This window comes from Enterobacter sp. 61D5 (assembly GCF_034107965.1).
Taxonomy (GTDB): Bacteria; Pseudomonadota; Gammaproteobacteria; order Enterobacterales; family Enterobacteriaceae; genus Enterobacter; species Enterobacter cloacae_M.
The window spans coordinates 105274-127254 of record NZ_JAWNFK010000025.1 but is presented as its reverse complement, the minus strand read 5'-3'; the positions used below and the strand labels follow the sequence as shown (position 1 = coordinate 127254).

Annotated in this window: 21 protein-coding genes and 1 pseudogene; 14 read left to right on the top strand and 8 right to left on the bottom strand. The window is 56.9% G+C overall.

The window, feature by feature from the left end; translation table 11 throughout:
* The 5 genes and pseudogenes from UTM25_RS21140 to phnP form a co-directional block, all read left to right on the top strand.
* Positions 1-229 (top strand): ATP-binding cassette domain-containing protein (locus UTM25_RS21140; protein ID WP_320715297.1); only part of this gene is annotated, 229 nt, incomplete at its 5' end.
* Positions 226-1342, top strand: a pseudogene (gene phnM / locus UTM25_RS21135) (alpha-D-ribose 1-methylphosphonate 5-triphosphate diphosphatase). The gene UTM25_RS21140 and the pseudogene phnM, both read left to right, overlap by 4 nt.
* Positions 1339-1890, top strand: a complete 552-nt coding sequence (phnN, locus tag UTM25_RS21130; protein WP_126797478.1) for a ribose 1,5-bisphosphokinase — start codon at positions 1339-1341, stop codon at positions 1888-1890. The pseudogene phnM and the gene phnN overlap by 4 nt, the downstream one beginning before the upstream one ends.
* Positions 1883-2317, top strand: a complete 435-nt coding sequence (gene phnO / locus UTM25_RS21125) for an aminoalkylphosphonate N-acetyltransferase (protein WP_023310082.1) — start codon at positions 1883-1885, stop codon at positions 2315-2317. The genes phnN and phnO overlap by 8 nt, the downstream gene beginning before the upstream one ends.
* A gap of 9 nt (positions 2318-2326) precedes the next feature.
* Positions 2327-3085, top strand: a complete 759-nt coding sequence (gene phnP / locus UTM25_RS21120) for a phosphonate metabolism protein PhnP (protein WP_194401611.1) — start codon at positions 2327-2329, stop codon at positions 3083-3085.
* 162 nt (positions 3086-3247) lie between these two features.
* Here the strand turns inward: phnP and yjdP are convergent, their stop codons facing one another.
* From yjdP to UTM25_RS21085, 7 genes are all read right to left on the bottom strand, one after another.
* Positions 3248-3571, bottom strand: coding sequence for a DDRRRQL repeat protein YjdP (gene yjdP, locus UTM25_RS21115; RefSeq protein WP_033144428.1), 324 nt, complete (start codon positions 3569-3571; stop codon positions 3248-3250).
* Between the two features lie 97 nt (positions 3572-3668).
* The gene (locus UTM25_RS21110; protein WP_194401612.1) at positions 3669-5453 is read right to left on the bottom strand and encodes a DUF2235 domain-containing protein; all 1785 of its coding nucleotides are present in this window, start codon (positions 5451-5453) and stop codon (positions 3669-3671) included.
* 3 nt (positions 5454-5456) lie between these two features.
* Positions 5457-5975: a DUF3304 domain-containing protein gene (locus UTM25_RS21105; protein ID WP_194401613.1), complete on the bottom strand. Its 519-nt coding sequence runs from the start codon at positions 5973-5975 to the stop codon at positions 5457-5459.
* Positions 5976-5990: 15 nt separating this feature from the next.
* A complete protein-coding gene (locus UTM25_RS21100) occupies positions 5991-6515 on the bottom strand; it encodes a DUF3304 domain-containing protein (protein ID WP_194401614.1) in 525 nt (174 codons plus the stop codon).
* Between the two features lie 9 nt (positions 6516-6524).
* Positions 6525-7352 carry a DUF4123 domain-containing protein gene (locus UTM25_RS21095; RefSeq protein WP_194401615.1) on the bottom strand — a complete coding sequence of 276 codons (828 nt, stop codon included), beginning with the start codon at positions 7350-7352 and terminating at the stop codon, positions 6525-6527.
* A gap of 3 nt (positions 7353-7355) precedes the next feature.
* Positions 7356-9695, bottom strand: coding sequence for a type VI secretion system Vgr family protein (locus tag UTM25_RS21090; protein WP_194401616.1), 2340 nt, complete (start codon positions 9693-9695; stop codon positions 7356-7358).
* 105 nt (positions 9696-9800) lie between these two features.
* Positions 9801-12083 (bottom strand): ATP-binding protein, encoded by a 2283-nt coding sequence (locus UTM25_RS21085; protein ID WP_194401617.1) that lies wholly within the window; start codon positions 12081-12083, stop codon positions 9801-9803.
* Between the two features lie 181 nt (positions 12084-12264).
* On the opposite strand from UTM25_RS21085, the gene UTM25_RS21080 reads away from it, so the two are divergent.
* The 9 genes from UTM25_RS21080 (at position 12265) to UTM25_RS21040 (ending at position 21009) form a co-directional block, all read left to right on the top strand.
* Positions 12265-13785 carry a sugar ABC transporter ATP-binding protein gene (locus UTM25_RS21080; protein WP_194401618.1) on the top strand — a complete coding sequence of 507 codons (1521 nt, stop codon included), beginning with the start codon at positions 12265-12267 and terminating at the stop codon, positions 13783-13785.
* The gene (locus UTM25_RS21075; RefSeq protein ID WP_080329992.1) at positions 13782-14777 is read left to right on the top strand and encodes an ABC transporter permease subunit; all 996 of its coding nucleotides are present in this window, start codon (positions 13782-13784) and stop codon (positions 14775-14777) included. Before UTM25_RS21080 ends, UTM25_RS21075 begins: the two co-directional genes overlap by 4 nt.
* A gap of 32 nt (positions 14778-14809) precedes the next feature.
* Positions 14810-15751 carry an ABC transporter substrate-binding protein gene (locus UTM25_RS21070; RefSeq protein ID WP_021242935.1) on the top strand — a complete coding sequence of 314 codons (942 nt, stop codon included), beginning with the start codon at positions 14810-14812 and terminating at the stop codon, positions 15749-15751.
* Positions 15752-15872: 121 nt separating this feature from the next.
* A complete protein-coding gene (locus tag UTM25_RS21065; RefSeq protein WP_047653084.1) occupies positions 15873-16559 on the top strand; it encodes a D-lyxose/D-mannose family sugar isomerase in 687 nt (228 codons plus the stop codon).
* Between the two features lie 10 nt (positions 16560-16569).
* Positions 16570-17430 (top strand): ketose 1,6-bisphosphate aldolase, encoded by an 861-nt coding sequence (locus UTM25_RS21060; protein WP_109846215.1) that lies wholly within the window; start codon positions 16570-16572, stop codon positions 17428-17430.
* Positions 17430-18443 (top strand): carbohydrate kinase family protein, encoded by a 1014-nt coding sequence (locus UTM25_RS21055; protein WP_194401619.1) that lies wholly within the window; start codon positions 17430-17432, stop codon positions 18441-18443. Before UTM25_RS21060 ends, UTM25_RS21055 begins: the two co-directional genes overlap by 1 nt.
* A 240-nt stretch (positions 18444-18683) precedes the next feature.
* Positions 18684-19262 (top strand): hypothetical protein, encoded by a 579-nt coding sequence (locus UTM25_RS21050; RefSeq protein WP_194401620.1) that lies wholly within the window; start codon positions 18684-18686, stop codon positions 19260-19262.
* 5 nt (positions 19263-19267) lie between these two features.
* A complete protein-coding gene (locus tag UTM25_RS21045) occupies positions 19268-20482 on the top strand; it encodes a transporter (RefSeq protein WP_194401621.1) in 1215 nt (404 codons plus the stop codon).
* On the top strand, positions 20482-21009 hold the full coding sequence (locus tag UTM25_RS21040; protein WP_194401622.1) for a C39 family peptidase: 528 nt from the start codon (positions 20482-20484) through the stop codon (positions 21007-21009). Before UTM25_RS21045 ends, UTM25_RS21040 begins: the two co-directional genes overlap by 1 nt.
* Before the next feature lie 2 nt (positions 21010-21011).
* Here UTM25_RS21040 and UTM25_RS21035 read toward each other — a convergent pair whose 3' ends face one another.
* A complete protein-coding gene (locus tag UTM25_RS21035; protein WP_194401623.1) occupies positions 21012-21743 on the bottom strand; it encodes a response regulator in 732 nt (243 codons plus the stop codon).
* Between the last annotated feature and the right edge of the window lie 238 nt (positions 21744-21981).

Genomic DNA, 21981 nt, shown 5'->3' with positions numbered 1-21981 from the left:
CGGCGGCGAGCAGCAGCGCGTCAATATCGCCCGCGGATTTATCGTTGACTACCCGATTCTGCTGCTGGATGAACCCACCGCCTCGCTCGACGGTAAAAACAGCGCCGCCGTGGTGGAGCTGATCGAACAGGCCAAAGCGCGCGGGGCGGCGATCGTCGGGATCTTCCACGACGAAACCGTACGCAGCCGCGTGGCGGACAAACTGCACCCGATGGGGACAAACGCATGATTATCAATAACGTCAGGCTGGTGCTGGAAAATGAAGTCGTTAATGGCTCGGTTGAAGTTCATGAAGGCGTTATTCGCGCCTTTGCCGAAACCCAGAGCCGTGCCCCTGAAGCGATGGACGGCGAAGGCGGCTGGCTGCTGCCGGGGCTGATTGAGCTGCATACCGATAATCTGGACAAATTCTTCNNGGCCCGCCCATTCGGCGATGAGCAGCCACGACGCGCTGATGGTCGCCAGCGGTATCACCACCGTGCTGGATGCGGTGGCGATTGGCGACGTGCGCGACGGCGGCGATCGCCTGGAGAATCTCGAGAAAATGATCAACGCCGTGGAGGAGACGCAAAAACGCGGCCTCAACCGCGCCGAGCACCGTCTGCACCTGCGCTGCGAGCTGCCGCACCACACCACCCTGCCGCTGTTTGAAAAGCTGGTCGGGCGCGAGCCGGTCTCGCTGGTCTCCCTGATGGACCACTCGCCGGGGCAGCGCCAGTTCGCCAACATTGAAAAGTATCGCGAATACTATCAGGGCAAATATTCTCTCAGCGATGCGGAGATGGCCCGTTATGAAGAAGAGCAGCTGGCGCTGGCGGCACGGTGGTCACAGCCTAACCGTCTCAGGATTGCCGCGATGTGTCGGGACCGCAATGTCGCGCTGGCCAGCCATGACGACGCCACGCACGATCACGTGCGCGAATCCCACCAGCTTGGCAGCGTGATCGCCGAATTTCCCACCACGTTTGAAGCAGCGGAAGCCTCCCGCAGGCACGGCATGAACGTGCTGATGGGCGCGCCTAACATCGTGCGCGGCGGATCGCACTCCGGCAACGTCGCGGCAAGCAGGCTTGCCTCCCTTGGTCTGCTGGATATCCTTTCATCCGACTACTACCCCGCCAGCCTGCTGGATGCGGCGTTCCGGGTCGCCGACGACGAGAGCAACAGCTTTACGCTGCCGCAGGCGATTCGACTGGTGACGAAAAACCCGGCCTCGGCGCTTAATCTTCAGGATCGCGGGGAAATCGCCGAGGGTAAACGCGCGGATCTGATACTCGCCCACCGCAAGGGCGAGCACGTTCACATCGACCACGTCTGGCGTCAGGGAAAAAGGGTGTTCTGATGGGAAGGCTCATCTGGTTAATGGGGCCCTCGGGTTCCGGTAAGGACAGCCTGCTGTCCGCCTTACGGCAGCGGGAACATCCGCAGCTGCTGGTCGCGCACCGCTATATTACCCGCGCGGCCAATGCCGGGAGTGAAAACCATATCGCCCTGAGCGAGCAGGAGTTTTTCATCCGCGCCGGGCAAAACCTGCTGGCGCTGAGCTGGCACGCCAACGGCTTTTACTATGGCGTGGGCATCGAAATCGACCTCTGGCTGCACGCGGGTTTTGACGTGCTGGTTAACGGCTCGCGTGCGCATCTGCCACAAGCGCGCGCCCGCTATGAGGCGGCCCTGCTGCCGGTCTGTCTGCAGGTTTCGCCGGACGTTCTGCGCAGCCGGTTGCAGAGTCGGGGGCGTGAATCAGCCCGTGAGATCGATCTGCGGCTTGAGCGCGCGGCCCGCTATGCCCCGTCGGACTGCCACATCCTCAATAACGACGGAAGTTTGCTACAGTCAGTCGATACCTTTTTATCGCTTATCCGCCAGAAGGAGAAACAGCATGCCTGACTGCCAGCTTCGCCCCGCCACCGCCGACGATGCGCAGATTGTCTATGCCCTGATCTGCGAACTGAAGCAGGCAGAGTTCGACCATCAGGCGTTCCACGCCGGGTTTCTTGCCAATCTGCAGGATCGCAACATGCGCTACCAGCTTGCGGAGAGAGAGGGACAGGTCATCGGCATGATCGGTCTGCATATGCAGTTTCACCTGCACCATGCGCGCTGGATCGGCGAGATCCAGGAGCTGGTGGTGATGCCGCAGGCGCGAGGGTTAAAGGTCGGAAGTCAGCTGCTGGCCTGGGCGGAAGAGGTAGCGCGACAGGCCGGCGCGGAACTGACCGAACTTTCCACCAGCGTGAAGCGCACCGACGCGCACCGTTTTTACGTTCGTGAAGGATATACGCAGAGCCACTTCCGATTCACCAAACCGCTGTAGAGGTGCGCTATGAGTCTGACCATCACGTTGACGGGAACGGGTGGCGCCCAGCTGGTGCCGGTCTTTGGCTGCAACTGCGCGGCATGCCGCCGGGCGCGCCTGCAGGACAACTATCGCCGTCGCCCGTGCAGCGCGGTGGTGAAATTCAACGATGCCGTCACCCTTCTGGATGCCGGTATTCCGCACCTGATGGACGACTGGCCGGCGGGCAGCTTCCAGCAGTTTTTGCTCACCCATTACCATATGGATCACGTTCAGGGGCTGTTCCCCCTGCGCTGGGGCGTGGGGGCGACGATTCCGGTTTATGGTCCGCCGGACGACGCCGGATGCGACGACCTGTTTAAGCACCCCGGCATTCTGGATTTCAGCCACACGGTCGAACCGTTTGTGATGTTTGAGCTTCAGGGTTTGCGGGTCACGCCGCTGCCGCTCAACCATTCGAAACTGACCTTCGGGTATTTGCTGGAATCGGCCCACAGCCGCGTGGCCTGGCTTTCCGACACCGCCGGACTGCCGGAAAAAACGGTGAAGTTCCTGCTCAACAACCAGCCGCAGGCAATAATTATCGACTGCAGCCATGAACCGCGCGAGGAAACGCCGCGAAACCATTGCGACTTAAATACCGTGATTGCGTTAAACGAGATAATTGGCTGCCCGCAGGTGATCCTGACGCACATCAGCCATCAGTTTGACGCGTGGATGATGGATAACCCGCTGCCGCAGGGCATAGAAGCGGGCTATGACGGGATGGTGCTGGTGCTGGATTAGGTTTTCTCCCTCTCCCGNNGCAAGCGTGCGGTCTGATGGGCGCCCCCCCGCCCCCCCCCCCCCCCGGGGGGGGGGAACAAAACCCCCCCCCCAGGGGGGGGGGGGTTTTTTTTTTCTCCCTCTCCCGTGGGAGAGGGTTGGGGTGAGGGCAACAGGCGGCACTTAGCCTCGATCGTAATCGTCTTCTAACCTGCGCTCATCCTCTTCTAACCGACGGCGATCGTCATCCAGCTGACGCTGACGTTCATCTAAACGGCGGCGTCTGTCTTCAAGCTGCCGACGACGATCGTCGTATTGTCGACTGTCGATTTGACGACTGCGGTCATAACGATCGTCGTCGTCATTGCTGCGGCTGCTGCTGGGGTTATAGGCATCGTTGATCGCCTGCTGAATGTTGCCAATAGCATCATCAACAATATCGGCATGAGCCAGTTGGCTGGTGAGTGACAGCAGACCGAATAACAGAGCAGTTGAGTAACGTTTCATAAGGCCAGACTCGCAGGTGAACTGGCCTTACGATAATGAACGGCGGGAAGCCGGGGTAGCGGAGGAATCTCAAATTTTTTCGCGTAAAACCCAGGATTCAGGCTTCAGGCATTTCCATTGAGCGGATAACAAAAAAGTCCTGCGAAATACCTGCGCCTTTGTCCACCGTTTGCAGGTCGTGTACAAACCATGCGTACATCTCGGGTGGGGCAGTGTCGATCGGGAACGGCTGGGGTTTACCGAGATTTGCCGCGTGGGAGTAGTCGAGAAAACGCTTCGCACGCCACAGCGCCGGTCCATAGACGTTTGGAACGATATCCCTGCGTCTGTCCATGGGGTTCTGTTCCATACTGTTTCGCATTCTTATCGCGGCATCCTTCACGTCATCAAGCCAGCCCCAGTTTTGCTGCAATACAGACAGTTCACTGGCGTACTGCCCGGCGGTCTCTTTCGCCTCCTGCGTAATGCCAACAAACCCTGCCGATGCGCCAGCAGAGGCGAGCGTATCACCGCGCTGTTTTTCATATTTCATGCATTCTGTGCGGTACTGATAGTACTGACGGCCCAGCCAGTCTATATAGCTGTCCAGATGACGGTTCTGGCATGCGGTGCTTAATGAGGAAAAGGGCAGTGCGCTCTGGTACGCCTCTGCCCACTGGAGGACGGACTGGTTTTTGATGTTGTCCTGAATAGTGAAATAGCTGGCTACGGTTTCAGAATAAGATTTCAGACTTTGAAAATCCGGGAAAGGCACGCCCGCCATCGTCGCCTCACGGTACATCCTGTGCAGCGCGACGCGACAAAGCTCCGCACTGGGCTTCTGTTCGTCCGGTTTCAGGCCCCCGCCGATATCCTCCGCGCAACCGGGATAGAGTTCTTCCTTGTGCGCCGGGTTATTGCCGGTGCGGTACAGGCAACGCCAGACGCGGGTTTCATGGGCGGCAACCAGATGCAGGCTTTTCTTTACCGCCTCAGGCAAGGGGGTGTCCTGGTCGATGGACTTGTCCCCCAGCAACACGCTAATCCCTTTTATCGGCCCGCCAAATGCAGAGATAAAATAATCCACGCCGTTGTTGTTACTGGCCGATGTGCGTCGCGAGCAGTCAAACAGGCCGGTAAAGACGATATCGACAGGTATGCCCCGGTAGGTGTATTTGTCCCCCTCTTTCTTACAGATATCTTTCAGCAGACTGTCCAGGAATTTACGTGCCAGGGTAGCGCCAAGGTCAAAACCGAACAGAGAAACAGAGATAAGCCTGATGGGGACCGGGCTTTTTTTAACGGCTTCTTTGTATCCCTCTTCAAACGTTATTTTGGTCGATGCAATACGGGTGTCGACCCCGGTCACCAGCATATCCGCTATTGTGGGGTTATCGCGCAGCCAGGGGGTGGCTTCGATACTGACTTTTTTGGCCGCATTTTTTGCAGTGTCGAAGGCCAGATTTTTCCATTCCGTAGGGTTGAGGAGTTTCTTACCCTGATGTTTTAAAATCTCGTACCAGCTGTCGCCTTTTAAAAAATCCACACCCGCTTCTTTGGCCATTTCACCAGGCTGACCTTTTATATCACCCGTTATGCTGTCCAGACCGCTATCCATAATGGTGTGAAGCTTTTCGGCGATGGTTTCATTGAACGGAGTGCCAAGGCCTGAAATGTAAAACTTTGAGTAGTACTCTTTACTTGTTTTTTGCGCATCATCAGGAAATGCACGAAATAAACGAGCAATATTGCTGAGTCGACGTTCTGGCGCGTCCTGTTCTATATTCCTGTGAATACCATCAAAGAAAAAACCCACATGCCATATCCGTGAACAGTTCCCTAAACCAGCGTCTTCTGCCTGCTGTGCCCGGTTCGCCGCGGCGATAAGACTTTCAATATCCATATATTATTTCTCCTTTTTTAATCCTGGGGCTTGGTCTTTAATATCGTGAGAGTCAGGATGATTGAATCCGGTACTCCACCATAACCGGACACTATCTCCAGGCAGGAAATAGACATGGAGATAGTTTTCGCCCCACTCACGTTTTGGCAAAGGAATTGCTAACTTGAGGGTCTCTTTACGTAGCCCCGCATCATATTGGGCTCTGGTGGTACTGAGTGTCCAGATAACTTCAGCCTTATCCCCGGCAATGCTTCCGCAGCATGTGGCGCCTCCTCCGCCATAAGCAAATGCATTCGCGCCCGCCACACCATTAACGCTAAACCCTAAAACAGGTCTGTCGAGTTCATTGTGAATAATCAGCGTCACCGGCCCTGATGGCGCTCCCCAGACCGCAGCCCATACCGACCAGCCAAGATAAATAACCACCGGCAGTACCAGCGCCCCCCAGAGCCATTTTCCCCAGCGGGCATAACCCCGGTTAACCGCACCGTCTATTTTGTTGAACGTCTTAAATAATCCCATTTTAATCCCTTAAAATCAGTGCATATTCTGGCGATGCTTTTGCGCCACCTCTGAGGCAATATCATCAGCCGCAGGGCTGTTAAATCCCGTACTCCACCATAGATAAACTTTATCGCCAGGCAGGAAATAGACATGCAGGTAGTTTTCATCCCACTGGCGTGCAGGCATAGCCATTAACGTGCGGCGTGTTTCTAACCTCATACCTTTAAGATATTGCTCGTGAGTAATGTCCAATGTCCATGTGACATCTGCCTTATTTCCACTGATACTCCCACAGCAGGTCGACCCACCACCTCCATGTGCAAATGCATTCGCACCCGCCACGCCATTCACGCTAAACCCTAAAACAGGTCTGTCGAGTTCATTGTGAATAATTAGCGTTACCGGCCCTGACGGTGGTCCCCAGACCGCAGCCCATACCGACCAGCCAAGATAAATCACCACCGGCAGCATCAGTGCACCCCAGAGCCATTTCCCCCAGCGGGCATAACCCCGGTTAATTGCACCATCTATTTTCTTATACGTTCTGAAGAATCCCATTCTGTATTTTTATCCCTGAGAGTGAGCATGGTTGAATAACACATATTCCAGCGATACTTTTCGCTGAACCACTTTTCCGAGTGCAGCCTGAATATCATCTGACTCCAGGTTCTTTTTTCCGCCATTAAGATAATAAAGAGCATAAAGTTTTTGCTCTGTACCCGCTTTCATTTTCGCTTCGCTGGCCTTTTTCAGTGCTTTTATCACCATGTCACGTTGAACACAGGCAGGAAAATGCTGGCTGGACGGCATGTTCTGCCACTCGGCTAACACTACGGCGACAACAGGTTTATCCGTGATGTGTTGCCATTCTTCATGCCTTAAACGTATGGCACTGTCTCTGGGATCTATCACCTCTGAAGCGGGAATGTGTATCTGCCGCCATTCATTTTCACCAGGTACCCACCATTGAAAAATCTCCTTGAATAATAGGCTATGCCACTCACGTTCCTTCAGGCCCGCCAGCAGACGAATGACATCGTGCATATAAAAACGCACTACAGTCGCTGCTCCTTCCGGAGAAATAATTGTGCAGGCCGCAGAAAGCTGAACGACTAACGCCCCTGCGGATCGTGAAGAGGCGATAACAGCAGTTAATCCCGGCGTTGAGGTAATACGGGCCGTTAACTCCTCTTTATCCCTTATTGCAAACAACCAGGGACCATAATCTCTGGCTTCGGTAAGCTGTGGATGAAGATACAACGAATACATAACCGCTGCGTTTTCGTTATAAAAAGCCTGAAAAGAATCCGTTGTTTGCGCCCCACCTTCCAGTAACAGAAATAAATGTGCGTTTTTCGATTCCGGTAACGCCTGGATCATATTTGTGGCATTCATTTTCTACGCTCCCTGAACAATAGCGTCATTGGCTTTGATGGCATTGAGGAGGCATTCGATACAAATCGTTCCGTTAAGCGGTGGATACTGACCGGGAAGCAATGGAATGGGTAATGGCATTGTGGCTGGAGCCGCCGCCATTGTTCTCTTTGTTCTCCGCAGGTACATCGCTGTCGTGCCGTACTCAATCTTCCCCGCCTCCAGCCGCAGGTAGCTTCCGCCACCAATCAGGGTGATGCGCTTTTTCCCGGCAAAGGAGATGTCACTCGCTGAGCTCAGCGTCAGCTTCTTCTCAGCGAACAGCCGCAGGCTGGCGTTTTGCGCCTGGACATCTACTGGTCCTTCCCCGGATTTCAGGCTCAGTTGGCCGGTGCGGGCAAAGAGCCCCAGTTTCTCCCCGGTGAGCAGTGTCGCATTGCCCATCACTCCAATACTGATATCGCCCCCGGCGTTGACAGCCACATTTCGTGCTGCGACCATCTGCATATCTTCACCACTTGTCAGGGCCATCCCTTCCGGCGCCGACATCAGCAGCGCCTCATTGAGCGGCTTCAGCCGCTGCTCAAACATCCGTATCTGGCTGTCAACATCCGCTTTCAGCGCCTGCGCCTGCTCCGCCGCGATTTCCAGCTGCTGCAGTTGCTGGTTAAGCCGGTCGATTTCCTTCAGGGCAGCGCTCATATCCAGCAACTCACCCTGCGCCTTCACCTGCGCATCCGCAGCAACAAAGAGTCCCTTCCCGGCTCTCAGCGTTCCCCGTTCATCGGTGCGCAGCTCTGTGCCTTTACCGCGAATCTGCCCCTTGCCGTCCACCAGGTGCCCGGTATTGAGCTGTGTTTTCCCGTACTCCGTGGCGAGCTTAATGCGCTCCTCTCCCCGTTTATCCTCCATCCGCAGCTTGTTGTTCGCCGGGGTACGCAGCACGTTGCGGGTGTGGTTGTCCCGGTTCACGGGGTCGGGATGTTCGGAGTCGTGCAGCGCATATGCGATGTACGGCAGGTCAATATCACCGTTGCTGTACGCAATCGCCACTTCGGTGCCATCAATGAGCGGCGTATGCCAGCCCAGCGTGCCTCCCGCATACGGCTTCGCCATCCGCAACCACAGGTAGCCGTAACCGGGTTCCGTCCCCCCCCGGTCGAAGTCCGGCTTCACCCGGTAGCGCCCCTGTTCGTCCAGGTGAGCATATATGTCGTTCTTCTCCCGGCTCTCAATTCGGGCCGGAAGCGTACCGTGAATTTCCGGACGCGGGATGTCTGCCGGACGGAAGCAGTAACGCTCGGTGTAGGGCAGGCCCCAGACCGACACGTGCAGGCGGGAATCACGCGCTCCCCGGAAGGTCACCAGGGTGAGGATAACGCCTTCCTTCAGGGCCGTAATAACGTCGCCCTGCGGCTCCAGAACCTGCCCGGGCGCGAGGTGTGAGGCGTTGCTGAACAGGTGAATGCGGGCCGATTTATTCAGTTCCCGCTCGTGATGAAGCCGGGCATAAAACGCGCCGGACTCGGTTTCCGGCTCCGGGTCGCTGTCGTCGCCTGCTTCCCGGTACGGCTCTTTGTAGCGGTAGTGTTCGCCCGTCGTCACCGCATCACTGCGCACGCTGACCGTGGCATCCATCGGCGTGGTGGCGGTCCGGTAGTTGTAATCCCGCGTGGTGACGGTCCCGGTGGCAACCTTGTGCCAGGTCCGCACGTCCCAGACCGATTCCGCCGCGCCGTCAAACAGACCCGATGGCTCGCTGTACGGCAGGCGCACGTCAAACCGGTAGTTAAGCTGGCTGTCGGCAAAAATGTACGTATCCAGACCGCGCACGTCGTCCATCTCCGTGCGCCAGTAAATCCCCACCTCAGACAGAATGCGCCGGATGAACTGCAGGTCCGTTTCCCGCCACTGGGTGATAATTTCACGCGGCGGGTAGGTGCGCTCCAGCCTGAATTCAAAATCCGCACCTTCCAGCCCGTGTTTACGCAGCACCTGCTCAACCACTTCAGGTACGGACAGGTTCTGATATACCGCGCACTGTCGGGTGTATCCCAGCAGCGCCAGGCGGGAGCTGAGCGTGAGCCGGTAGCGGGACTGGTCTTTCGAGGTGGACAGCCATTCCAGGCGGGTCACAATGCCGTGAACACTTTTACCGCTCCGCATCCGGAAGGAGGCATATTTCATCAGCACCTCTTCCGGGGGAATGTTCGCCTGCGGCGTGGTGAACTCGATGTCCCATCTGAACGGCTCGCTCAGTGCTTCCCTGCCGTAAAAGCGCAGGACATCCGGCTTCACTGAGCTGTCATTGATATCCAGAAAATATAGGGTCTGTCCGTCGAAAAGCGCCAGCCAGTTATCCATAACAAAGCCTTATTATCAGCATGGTTTAATCAGAATGGTTGCATGGAGAGACGGGGCTGTAAATGGCTGAAACAGGAACCAAATTCTGAAAATAAAGGGCAAATCTCAAATTACCATGACCTTGCGCAGCGCCTGTGCCAGCTGCACCCGCGTAAACGGCTTGCGCAGTAGCTGGACGTCCGGCAGCTGAGGGTTATGCGCGGGCCGTAAATCCTGGCCGCTGATCAGCAGTACAGGAAGCTGCGGGTAATGGCTGCGCACATGGTTAATCACCTCGGCGCCGCTGAGGCTGCCGGGCAGCATCAGGTCGCTGATAAACAAGCCAATATCCGGTGAAGCCTCCAGCATATTCAGCGCCTGCTCGCCGTTGTCCGCTTCCAGCGTCAGGTAGCCGAGCTGATGCAGCTGCTCGCAGAGGGTTTGCCGAACATCGGCCTCATCTTCCAGCACCAGCACCAGCCGCTCGCTATCGACGGAGGCGGTGGCTGACAGCGCTTCATCGTCCGCCGCGGCAGGCAGCACGGAGCGCGGGAGGTGAAGCCGGACGGTCGTTCCCTGCCCCGGCGCGCTTTCAATCTCCACGCGCCCGCCGGACTGGCGGACAAAGCCGTAGACCATCGACAGTCCTAGCCCGCTCCCGCTTCCGGTCTGCTTGGTGGTGAAGAACGGTTCAAAGACCCGGGATTTCACCTCCTGCGACATGCCGCTGCCGCGGTCAATCACCTCCAGCGCCACCATATCCTGCCTGCGCCCGTCGCTGCGGGTGACGCGCTGATTCCAGGTCCGGATTTTAATCACCCCGCTTTGCCCTTCCATCGCATCGCGCGCGTTCATCACCAGGTTGATGATGGCGTTTTCCAGCTGGCTAACGTCAATCCACGCGGGCCATGCCGGGGTTTGCGCTTCAATCTCCAGGGTCAGGGTGGCAGGCAGGGAGTGGCGCATCAGTTCCCGGAGGTTCTCCAGCAGCGGCAGCATCTCTACCGCATGCGGCGTCAGGGACTGCTTGCGGGAAAATGCCAGCAGGCGCTGCGTTAGTAAGGCACCACGCTCGGCCGCCTTCAGCGCCCGGGTAATGCGCGGCGCGTCTTTCGATTCGGGGTCGGTGAGCTCAAGGCTGCCGATGATCACCGCCAGCAGGTTGTTAAAATCATGCGCCAGCCCGCCGGTCAGCTGTCCAACCGCCTTCATCTTCTGGCTGTGCAGCAGCGCCTCTTCCAGCCCCTGACGCTCAACGCGGTCGATCTCCATCTGCGTGGTTTTCTCTTTCAGCAGGCGCGTGGTGTGCTCAAGCGAGGCGGTATTGCGGGCAAACACGTTAAACGCGCGCGCCAGCTCGCCCAGCTCATCGCGCCGCTGGAGGGCAGGAACGGATACGTCCTGTTCGCCGTGAGCAAGACGCGACATCGCCCGGGAAATCGCCGTCAGGTTAGAGGCCAGATTGCGGTAGATATACCAGCAGGCGCACCCGGTGATGATCAGCGCCAGCACGGCGAAGAAGCTGATAAACAAGCTGATGGACTGCAGCTCGTGATGGCTCTGGGCAGTGCGAAGCCGGGAGGCCTGCGCCACCTGCCCGACGTACTGATTAATATCGCTATTGAGGATCGCCACCAGCGCCTTGATGTGGAACATATACCAGCTTATCGCCAGGTCGCTCTCTTCCAGCTGTTTCGACAGCGGGGCGAGCTTGCCTAACTCGGCATTAAAATCAGGCAGAACCCCCTTCACAACCGGCTGTAAGGCACTCCGGGGCAGCGCTGCGGCCACGGCGTCCAGCTGCTGAACGGTCGCGCGCGGCGAAGGGGTGTCGATGGCGGCGGCGATCAGCCGGTCCATCTCCATCAGCTGCTGCGCATCCGGCACGTTGCTGTCGTAACGGCGGTTGATGTCCTGCAGATGACGCAGGTAGCTCTGGCTTTGATACAGCGAGCTCAGCAGCGCGTTACGCTCCAGATGGCGGCGCTGTCCGCGCTCAAGCATCTCCGTCACGCTCTGCTGTAGCTCATTGCTTCGTTGAATAATGCGCGCCACCAGCGCCGGCTCCTGCTGCGCCAGCGGCGCATCCGCAAGCTGTTCCAGCGAGCGGCGCAGCGCCATTTGCGTCTGCTTCAGGCGCTCGGCTTCGCCTTTGTACTCCAGCGCCCCGACGACCTGTGAAAGCCGCACCGCCGCCGTCGCCACGTTGGCGGTATCGCGGGCCAGGTTCATGCTTCCGGTCATATCGTCCAGCGTTTGCTGCTGAACCTGCTCCTGGATTTGGCTGGCGTGACGAAAGCCGAGCACCGCCACGCCGCTCACCATCAGCGTCACGGCGACCACCAGCAGATTAAAAATCAGCAGGCGGCCTCGGGCGCTGGCGAAAAAGGGCGGACGGCGTGATGGCATGGGCTTGGGCTCCTGTGCGGTTTGGTGCCCTCACCCTGGCCCTCTCTCACCGGGAGAGGGAAAAGGAAAATGTGATGGCGATTAGCTATTCATAACTATGACAAATATGAACAGCTTCTGACATTTTGCATTTACGTACCTGTGATGAAGTGCAGATATCGGCATTCGCAGGAGATCCGCCATGAGCAGAACCCCGGTATTAGAGATGCGCAGCATTGCCAAAACGTTTGGCAGTTTCCACGCGCTCAAGGGTGTGGATTTGACGGTCTTTCCCGGAGAGATCCACGCGCTGATGGGCGAAAACGGCGCGGGAAAAAGCACGCTGATGAAAATCCTCGCGGGAGCCTATACCGCCACCAGCGGTGAGATCCTGATCGACGGTCAGCCGTTTAACATTAAAGGGCCGAAAGATGCGCTGGCCGCAGGCATTACCCTGATTTATCAGGAGATGCAGCTCGCGCCCAACCTGACCGTTGCCGAAAATATCTTTCTTGGCAGCGAGCTGTCGCGCGGTGGGATGGTGCAGCGCAAAGAGATGGCCGCCCAGGCGCAGGCGGTGATTGAGCGCCTCGGCGCACAGTTCAATGCTACCGACCTGGTGATGAAGCTGACCATCGCCGAGCAGCAGCAGGTGGAAATCGCCCGCGCGCTGCACCGCAACAGCCGCATTCTGGTGATGGATGAACCCACCGCCGCCCTCTCCTCGCGGGAAACCCACCGCCTGTTTGAACTGATTTTGCGCCTGCGCGATGAAGGGATGGCGATCATCTATATCAGCCACCGCATGGCGGAAGTGTATGAACTTTCTGACCGCGTCAGCGTTCTGCGCGACGGGCAGTACGTCGGCAGCCTGACGCGCGACAAGCTGAACGCCTCCGAGCTGGTGCGCATGATGGTGGGCCGCCCGTTAAGCGACCTGTTCAACAAGGAGCGTGATATTCCCCTCGGCAGCCCGCGCCTCAACGTCCACCACCTCACCGACGGTAAAAAAGTACAGCCGTGTAGCCTGCAGGTGCGTTCCGGTGAAATCGTTGGGCTGGCGGGCCTGGTCGGGGCCGGACGATCCGAGCTGGCGCAGCTGATTTTCGGCGTGCGTAAAGCCACCGGCGGCATGATTGAGGTCGACGGCGAGCCGGTGGTGATCCACTCCCCGCGTGCGGCCATCGAAAACGGCATCGGTTTTCTCACCGAAAACCGCAAGGAGCAGGGGCTGTTTCTGGAGCTGGCGGCGCAGGAGAACATCACCATGGCGACGCTGGAGCGCGACGCCACCTTCGGCATGCTAAACCGCAAAAAAGCCCAGTCGATTTCCGATGACGCCATTGCATTGCTCAACATCCGCGTGCCCCATTCGCAGGTGCGCGCGGGCGGGCTGTCCGGCGGCAATCAGCAAAAGCTGCTGATCTCCCGCTGGGTGGCCATCGGCCCGCGCATTCTGATCCTGGACGAACCCACGCGCGGCGTGGACGTCGGCGCGAAAAGCGAGATCTACCGCATCATGAACCAGATGGCGCGCAAAGGGGTGGCGATTTTAATGATCTCCAGCGAGCTGCCGGAAGTGGTAGGCATGAGCGACCGGGTGTACGTGATGCGGGAAGGCAGCATTGCGGGTGAACTCCACGGGCGCGACATCTCTCAGGAAAACATTATGACGCTGGCAACCGGCGTGAACGACACTCATCATCAGGCGGTGCAATCATGACAACTCCAACCCATCCGCAGCAGGTGGCGAAATCCGCCTCCGCCAAAAAAATGCTGATGAGCGATCTGATGCAAACGGTCGGCATCCTGCCGATTCTTATCCTGATTGTGGCGGTATTTGGCTTTATCGCCCCGAACTTCTTCACCGAGAGCAACCTGCTCAACATTACCCGTCAGGCGTCGATCAACATCGTGCTGGCGGCGGGAATGACCTTCATCATCCTAACCGGCGGGATTGACCTCTCCGTGGGCTCAATTCTGGGCACCACGGCGGTAGCGGCGATGGTGGTCTCGCTTATCCCTGAATTTGCCATGCTCTCCATTCCGGCCGCGCTGATGCTCGGCATGGTGCTGGGCCTGTTCAACGGCGCGCTGGTGGCCTTTGCCGGGCTGCCGCCCTTTATCGTGACGCTCGGTACCTATACGGCGCTGCGCGGCGCTGCGTATCTGCTGGCGGACGGCACGACGGTCATTAACTCCAACATCAGCTTCGAGTGGATCGGCAATAACTACCTCGGCCCGATCCCGTGGCTGGTGGTAATCGCCCTGGCGGTCATTGCTATCTGCTGGTTCATCCTGCGCCGCACCACGCTCGGCGTACATATCTACGCGGTGGGCGGCAACATGCAGGCGGCGAGACTGACGGGCATTAAGGTCTGGCTGGTGCTGCTGTTCGTGTACGGCATAAGCGGCCTGCTCTCCGGGCTTGGCGGCGTCATGAGCGCCTCGCGCCTCTACAGCGCCAACGGCAACCTCGGCACGGGCTACGAGCTGGATGCGATTGCGGCGGTGATCCTCGGCGGCACCAGCTTCGTCGGCGGGATCGGCACGATCACCGGCACGCTGGTGGGGGCGCTGATCATCGCCACCCTCAATAACGGCATGACGCTGATGGGCGTCTCCTACTTCTGGCAGCTGGTGATCAAAGGGGCGGTGATCATCATAGCGGTGCTGATCGACAAATACCGTACCCGACACCATCAAAGTGCATAACAACAAAACCCTACAGCTTCGAGGAAAACCATATGCGTTTGAAACCGTTAGTGACCGCGCTCTGTGCTGGCGCGCTGCTTGCCGCAACGCCGTTTGCGCAGGCAAAAGATCTGAAGTCCATCGGCGTGACGGTGGGCGACCTGGCCAACCCGTTCTTCGTGCAGATCACCAAAGGTGCCGAGCTGGAAGCCCGCAAGCTGGCTGGCGATAACGTCAAGGTGACGCTGGTCTCCAGCGGTTACGATCTGGGCCAGCAGGTGGCGCAGATCGACAACTTCATCGCCGCGAAGGTGGACATGATCATCCTCAACGCTGCGGATTCCAAAGGGATCGGCCCGGCGGTGAAGCGCGCGAAGGACGCCGGGATCGTGGTCGTTGCGGTTGACGTGGCGGCGGAAGGGGCGGATGCGACCATCACCTCCGATAACACCCAGGCGGGCGAAATGGCCTGTAAGTACATTACCGATCGCCTGAAAGGCAAAGGCAACGTGGTGATCATCAACGGACCGCCGGTCTCTGCGGTGCAAAACCGCGTGGAAGGTTGCCAGACGGAATTCAAAAAACATCCGGATATCAAGGTGCTCTCGGATAACCAAAACGCCAAGGGCAGTCGTGAAGGCGGTCTGGAAGTCATGACCTCCCTGCTGGCGGCCAATCCGAAGATCGACGGTGTGTTTGCGATTAACGATCCGACGGCGATCGGTGCCGATCTGGCCGCGAAGCAGGCTCAGCGCAACGAGTTCTTTATCGTCGGCGTGGATGGTTCCCCGGACGGTGAGGAAGCGCTGAAGCGCGAAAACTCCCTGTTTGTCGCGACCCCGGCGCAGGATCCGCAGGTGATGGCGGCAAAAGCGGTGGAGATCGGCTATGACATTCTACAGGGCAAACCTGCGCCGAAAGCGCCTGTGCTGATCCCGGTGACGATGATCGATAAAAAGAACGTCGGCACGTATAAGGGTTGGACGGTTAAGTAACTTCGGTGCGGCCTGATGCCCTCACCCTAACCCTCTCCCACAGGGAGAGGGAACTTACTCCCCTTCTCCCTTGAGGGAGAAGGCCGGGGTGAGGGGGTGGCATAAAATTCAAGGAGTCCCCATGAAACGCTCCGACATCAATGAAATTCTCGGCCACACGCGACAGTTCTTTTCCATGCACGACGTGCATCTCCCGCCGTTTGCCAGCTTCCCGCCGACAAAATGGCAGCAGCTTGACCAGGCCGCCTGGCAGGAAGTGTTCGACCTCAAGCTCGGCTGGGACGTGACGGCGTTCGGCGGCAACAGCTTTGCCGCTGAGGGCCTGACGCTGTTTACCCTGCGCAACGGCTCGCCCAACGGCGTGCCTTATGAAAAGTGCTATGCCGAAAAAATTATGCACGTGCGCGACGGCCAGGTGACGCCGATGCATTTTCACTGGCGCAAGCGGGAAGACATCATCAACCGGGGCGGCGGGAATCTGATTATTGAGTTATGGAATGCCGGGGCGCATGAAGAGACGGAAAACACCGACGTGACGGTCACCGTCGACGGCTGTCGTCAGACCCACGCGCCCGGCAGCCAGCTGCGCCTCATGCCAGGGGAAAGCATCTGTCTGACACCCACTCTGTACCACAGCTTCTGGGGCGAACGCGGCTTCGGCGACGTGCTGGTTGGGGAGGTGTCATCGGTAAACGACGACGAGCACGACAACCACTTTTTGCAGCCCGTTGCCCGCTATAACAACATCGAAGAAGACGAACCGGCGCTGCTGGTGCTGTGCAACGAGTACAACCTGTTCCGGATATAAGGAGTAAATGATGCCATTGATCTCTCTTGCCGACGGTCTGGAGCACGCCAGGGCGCATCGCTACGCGCTGGGCGCGTTTAACGTGCTCGACTCCCACTTCCTGCGCGCGCTGTTCGCCGCCGCGAAGCAGGAACGCTCGCCGTTTATCATCAACATCGCCGAAGTGCATTTTAAGTACGTTTCTCTGGATTCGCTTGTCGAAGCGGTGAAGTTCGAGGCCGCCCGTCACGATATTCCCGTGGTGCTCAATCTCGACCACGGCCTGCATTTCGAGGCGGTGGTGCGCGCCCTGCGCTTAGGGTTCAGCTCGGTGATGTTTGACGGCTCTACGCTGAGCTATGAGGAGAACATTCGCCAGACGCGGGAGGTGGTGAAGATGTGCCACGCGGTCGGCGTGTCGGTGGAAGCGGAGCTGGGCGCGGTCGGTGGCGATGAAGGCGGCGCCCTGTACGGGCATGCGGATGAAGCGTTCTTTACCAACCCGCAGCTGGCGCGCGAGTTTGTCGATTCAACCGGCATTGACGCGCTGGCGGTTGCCATCGGCAACGCGCACGGCAAATACAAGGGCGAGCCGAAACTCGATTTCCCACGCCTGGACGCCATTCGCCAGCAGACGGGCCTGCCGTTGGTTTTACACGGCGGCTCAGGGATTAGCGATGCCGACTTCCGCCGCGCCATCGAGCTGGGCATCCATAAAATCAACTTCTACACCGGCATGTCGCAGGCCGCGCTCGCCGCCGTTGAGCAGCGCATGGCGAACCGCCAGCCGCTTTACGATGAGTTTGCCGAGCTGCTGCTGGGGATAGAAGAGGCGATTACCGATACGGTCGCCGAACAGATGCGCATCTTCGGCAGCGCGGGGCAGGCATAATGGAACGCAAAGGCATCATCGCCGCAGGCAACATGCTGGTGGATCACGTGCATCAGATCGTGCAGTGGCCGGAGCGCGGCTGGCTGGCGGAAATCACCCACAGCGAACGCTCAACCGGCGGCGCGCCGCTCAACGTGCTGCTGACGCTGGCAAAAATGCACGTTGGCCTGCCGCTGCAGGCGGTGGGGCTGATTGGTGAAGATGCCGACGGGGACTACATTCTGGCGATGCTCGACCAGTACCACGTCAACCGCCAGCGCGTGCAGCGCACCACCTTTGCCCCGACCTCCATGTCGCAGGTCATGACCGATCCCAGCGGACAGCGCACCTTCTTCCACTCGCCGGGCGCCAACCGCCTGCTGGATCTTCCCGCCTTCGATCGCTTAGACGGATCGATGAAGATCTTCCATCTCGGCTACCTGCTGCTGCTCGACAGCCTGGATATGCCCGATGACGAGTTTGGCACCCGCAGCGCGCGCCTGCTGGCGCAGATGCGAGACCAGGGGTATGAAACGTCGCTCGATCTGGTGTCCCGCAAGGGCGACCCGCGCTATCAGCCGCTGGTGCTCCCTGCCCTGCGCCATCTGGATTATCTGGTGATTAACGAGCTGGAAGCCGGGGAGTTTAGCGGGCTTGAGATGCGCGACGACGACGATGCGCTGAATATCGCCCATATCGCCGATGCCGCGACGCAGCTGCTGGCGGCAGGCGTGCGTCAGCGGGTGGTGATCCACTGTCCGGAAGGCGCATGGGGTGAAGCGCCGGGTGAGCAAGGCCGCTGGATCCCATCATGGTTGCTGGAGCAGAAAGACATTGTCGGCAGCGTCGGCGCGGGCGATGCGTTTTGCGCGGGGTTTTTATACGGCTGCCACGAATCGCTCCCGCTCACGGAGAGCATTTATCTGGCACACGCCTGCGCGCGGGCCAGCCTGCTGGCGGCCAACGCGATTGATGGCGCCAAAACGCTGGAAGAGCTGAAAACGTATCTTGAGGATAAGTCAGCCCCTACCTGAATTAAGGGTAAAGGGGAATATAACTTTATCGTAAATCACCCTGCAAGCGGCGCTATATCTCTGCTGCAATATATGTGCGTAAAATTTAAACTGATCAATTATCAACCATTCATATTAATCATATTTAAAGTTTAAGCCGCATCTGCCGTTTTTCCTTGCGTTATCCATTGGTCATGTTCACTTACCCTTAAGATGAATATACACCAGGATAACAACATTAATTTACCATAAGGAAAAACTATGAAGCATAGAATTATGCTGCTAACGGCATTGTTATTCTCCGGCATAACACATGCCGCAGTAACTGAATTAAGTGACACGCAACTATCGCAAATTAATGGTAAAGGAAACGGCCTTGTTACTAACCCAGTGTTCCCAATACCTAAACCTACAACCCCAACCAACCCTTGGGCTGGGATAAAGTTTCCGAAATACTCAAGTCTGACGTTGACCGACTCCGGCAGCATAAAAAAACCTCTTGAAGGGTTTGATACCATCACCGGAACAAATTTTGTTGGCATGCACTATATGAATATGATTCATAACTTCGGCGTCGATGAAGATAGTCGAAATTACGTATTGCACAGCCAGGACTTCGTCAACGGCCCGACAACGATTACCGATACCGGCGATGGTAAAAAATATTCGGTCGTTGGTGATGTGTGGCGCTACGCGCGCAGTACTGAAGGCCGTTTCGAAGCAGCGAAATCATCGGTTGTTGAAGAGTATTATCGTGTCATGAACACCGATGGGACCTTATCGAACCAGGCACTGCGCTGGACAAAATGGAACCGCGACATCAACATGACAAAATGGTGATTTAAATGATGTCGAGAGTGGCTGGCGTCGTTGCGCCATTTATATTTGTTACGATTGCGCATGCTGACATTCTCAGACTGAACAACGGAGACAATATCACTGGAGATATTGTCTCCTTTAAAGATGGTGTGTGTGTGTTCAGCACACCCTATGGTTCAAGTCTGCGGATCAGCGCTGATCAAATAAAAACGATAGACACCGATAAGCAGTATGCAGTGACGTTTAAAAATGGTGACAGAATCACGGGGTTCCTTAAATCAGATAGCAATCATTCAGCATCCATTGTGCGAAAGGATAACGCGTATCCCATTTCCTTCCCGGATGTCACCCATTTCGACGTCGTCAGAAAAGATAATAGTCGAATAGCTAACATAGAAAAAAAGCAGGAGGAGTATAGCGCGCCCATTAGTTATCTTTCCGACTATACGGTTCTGCTTAATCACGGGGAAACTGACGTTGATTTCGGTTTCAAATACCGCACATGGAAATCCACATCCTCATTGCCGCAGCAGGGACCTTATCAAGTTTCCAGTTATTCGATTAAAAAGCTTTATTTTTATGTTTCGCCAAAATTCGGTATTACCGACAGGCTTAGCGTCTGGTTGAACGTACCCTGGACCTACACAAAAATCGAAGATGTTTCGAGTAATGCCTGGACCCGGGATACCTCTCAGGGCCATATCGGCGACATATCGGCCGGTATCCAGTATCTGCTACTGAAAGAGAACAATGATCATCCATCCGTGACGGGCTCATTTGCCGTCAATACGCCGACCGGGCGCAAAAAATACGTCTCCGACCTGGACGCCTGGAAGCAGCCGCTCAATAACAGCGAAGGCTACTGGAGCCTGACGCCATCCCTGACGTTTGTGCGGATTACGGATCCCGTAACCTTTTTTGGCGGTATCTCATACGAAAAAACGTTTGAGACCAGTAAAGGTGGGGAGCGAATTAAAGCTGGCGATACCGCATCGGCATTCCTGGGCACCGGTTTCGCTCTCAATAATGTCAGTTCGTTGGGCAGCAGATTTACATATAGCTGGTCAGATAATATGAAATACGAAGGGCGCACCATGAAAGGCACCAGCCAGGAGTCTGAATCGCTTGCATTTTATTTCTCTTATCTGCTATCACCGCATTTCAGTATTACGCCTGAAGTCTCCTTCCCACTGGAGACCACGGGTTCAACGTTCGGCGTCAGCATGACAAGGAACTTCTGATGAAATGGTCAGCGGCATGTTTGTTATTACTGGCCTGTAATGCGCAGGCCTATAACGCAACCATGAAAGGCTGGATGCGCTTGCGTACAGACGGGATTGTTCGCCAGACGACCGATTTTTCATGCGGGCCAGCAGCGCTGTCGCTCCTGCTAAATACCCGCTTTTCACTAGAGATCAGAGAGATAGATATCATCTCAGATATTATCTATCGCGCTGAGCCTGGGACAGAAGCGGAGAAACTGCAAACAGGTTTTTCCCTTCTCGATCTGAAAAATGCGGCTCAGCGTATGGGTTTTCAGGCAAAAGGCCTCCGATATGACGTTAATGAACCACTGACGATTGACCAACCCATGATCATCCCCCTGGAAGGGGAAAAGTATTCGCATTTTGTGGTGATCACCGCCATTCATAATGACACTGCAGAAATTCTCGACCCGGAAACAGGACGAAAATCGATGCCATTGTGGCGACTAAAATCAGAGTGGAAAGGTTACGCATTGAAAACGGAGGCACTGATAAAACCTTAGTATTACGCTGCTTTCTCGCTATGGGAAACATCGGAGGCAAACACGTAACCCAGCCCACGAATGGTTTTGATGAGGGCTGGCTGGTGCGGGTTAGCCTCAATCTTCCGGCGCAGGCGCATGATCAGCACGTCAATCGTGCGGTCAAACACGTCCGCGCTTTCGCTGTGGGTCAGCTCAAGCAGGCGATCGCGGCTCAGCACCCGGCGGGCATTTTGCGTGAGCGCCAGCAGCAAGCCGTATTCGCCCTGAGTTAAGGGCACGCTATTGCGGTTCGGATCGATCAGCTCGCAGCGGGTGGTATCAAGCGTCCACCCATTAAAGGCAATACCCGCGACGGGCGCCGCGGGAGTTTCTGCAGCCAGCACGCCCGTACGGCGCAGTACCGCTTTGACGCGGGCGACGACCACGCGCGGGTTGAACGGTTTGCCAATATAATCGTCGGCCCCCATCTCCAGCCCCACCACCACGTCTGACTCACTGCCCAGACCCGTTAACATCACAACCGGTAGCGCCGGACGCTGCTTTTGCAGCTGCAGCAAAACCTGCAGGCCGTTGATATCGGGCAACATCATATCCAGCAGAACAAGCGCGATATTCTGATCCTGCTGTACCCGGCGCAGCGCATCCTGGCCGTTATGGCAGACAAGCACGCTAAAGACGTGCTCGCTCAGCACATCCTGAAGCAGTTCGCAGACTGCCGTATCGTCATCAACCACCAGAATCGCCGGTTTCATCGTATGCTTCCGTCAGGGGATTATGTTAAGTCTGAACCATTCTGCCGTCGGCTCCAGTTAAATAGTTTTTTCAGTGACGGAAATTCAACCCATGTCACATCCGCTGCCCTGTCGACACGTCAATTTTGACGATTGGCTGCTTTTTGTCAGGGTTTTCACCGCGAAGGGACCGTAAAGTCAGGGCATACCCATACAAAAAACATGGCATAGAAGCTGCATAGTGGGTGCGAATGATTCG

Coding starts and splice junctions, on each gene's coding strand:
- phnO (WP_023310082.1), top strand. CDS start 1,883: ATGCCTGACTGCCAGCTTCGCCCCGCCACCGCCGACGATGCGCAGATT.
- UTM25_RS21035 (WP_194401623.1), bottom strand. CDS start 21,743: ATGAAACCGGCGATTCTGGTGGTTGATGACGATACGGCAGTCTGCGAA.
- UTM25_RS21060 (WP_109846215.1), top strand. CDS start 16,570: ATGCCATTGATCTCTCTTGCCGACGGTCTGGAGCACGCCAGGGCGCAT.
- yjdP (WP_033144428.1), bottom strand. CDS start 3,571: ATGAAACGTTACTCAACTGCTCTGTTATTCGGTCTGCTGTCACTCACC.
- UTM25_RS21095 (WP_194401615.1), bottom strand. CDS start 7,352: ATGAATGCCACAAATATGATCCAGGCGTTACCGGAATCGAAAAACGCA.
- UTM25_RS21045 (WP_194401621.1), top strand. CDS start 19,268: ATGATGTCGAGAGTGGCTGGCGTCGTTGCGCCATTTATATTTGTTACG.
- UTM25_RS21075 (WP_080329992.1), top strand. CDS start 13,782: ATGACAACTCCAACCCATCCGCAGCAGGTGGCGAAATCCGCCTCCGCC.
- UTM25_RS21105 (WP_194401613.1), bottom strand. CDS start 5,975: ATGGGATTATTTAAGACGTTCAACAAAATAGACGGTGCGGTTAACCGG.
- UTM25_RS21080 (WP_194401618.1), top strand. CDS start 12,265: ATGAGCAGAACCCCGGTATTAGAGATGCGCAGCATTGCCAAAACGTTT.
- UTM25_RS21100 (WP_194401614.1), bottom strand. CDS start 6,515: ATGGGATTCTTCAGAACGTATAAGAAAATAGATGGTGCAATTAACCGG.
- UTM25_RS21040 (WP_194401622.1), top strand. CDS start 20,482: ATGAAATGGTCAGCGGCATGTTTGTTATTACTGGCCTGTAATGCGCAG.
- UTM25_RS21070 (WP_021242935.1), top strand. CDS start 14,810: ATGCGTTTGAAACCGTTAGTGACCGCGCTCTGTGCTGGCGCGCTGCTT.
- UTM25_RS21090 (WP_194401616.1), bottom strand. CDS start 9,695: ATGGATAACTGGCTGGCGCTTTTCGACGGACAGACCCTATATTTTCTG.
- UTM25_RS21085 (WP_194401617.1), bottom strand. CDS start 12,083: ATGCCATCACGCCGTCCGCCCTTTTTCGCCAGCGCCCGAGGCCGCCTG.
- UTM25_RS21110 (WP_194401612.1), bottom strand. CDS start 5,453: ATGGATATTGAAAGTCTTATCGCCGCGGCGAACCGGGCACAGCAGGCA.
- phnP (WP_194401611.1), top strand. CDS start 2,327: ATGAGTCTGACCATCACGTTGACGGGAACGGGTGGCGCCCAGCTGGTG.
- UTM25_RS21065 (WP_047653084.1), top strand. CDS start 15,873: ATGAAACGCTCCGACATCAATGAAATTCTCGGCCACACGCGACAGTTC.
- UTM25_RS21055 (WP_194401619.1), top strand. CDS start 17,430: ATGGAACGCAAAGGCATCATCGCCGCAGGCAACATGCTGGTGGATCAC.
- UTM25_RS21050 (WP_194401620.1), top strand. CDS start 18,684: ATGAAGCATAGAATTATGCTGCTAACGGCATTGTTATTCTCCGGCATA.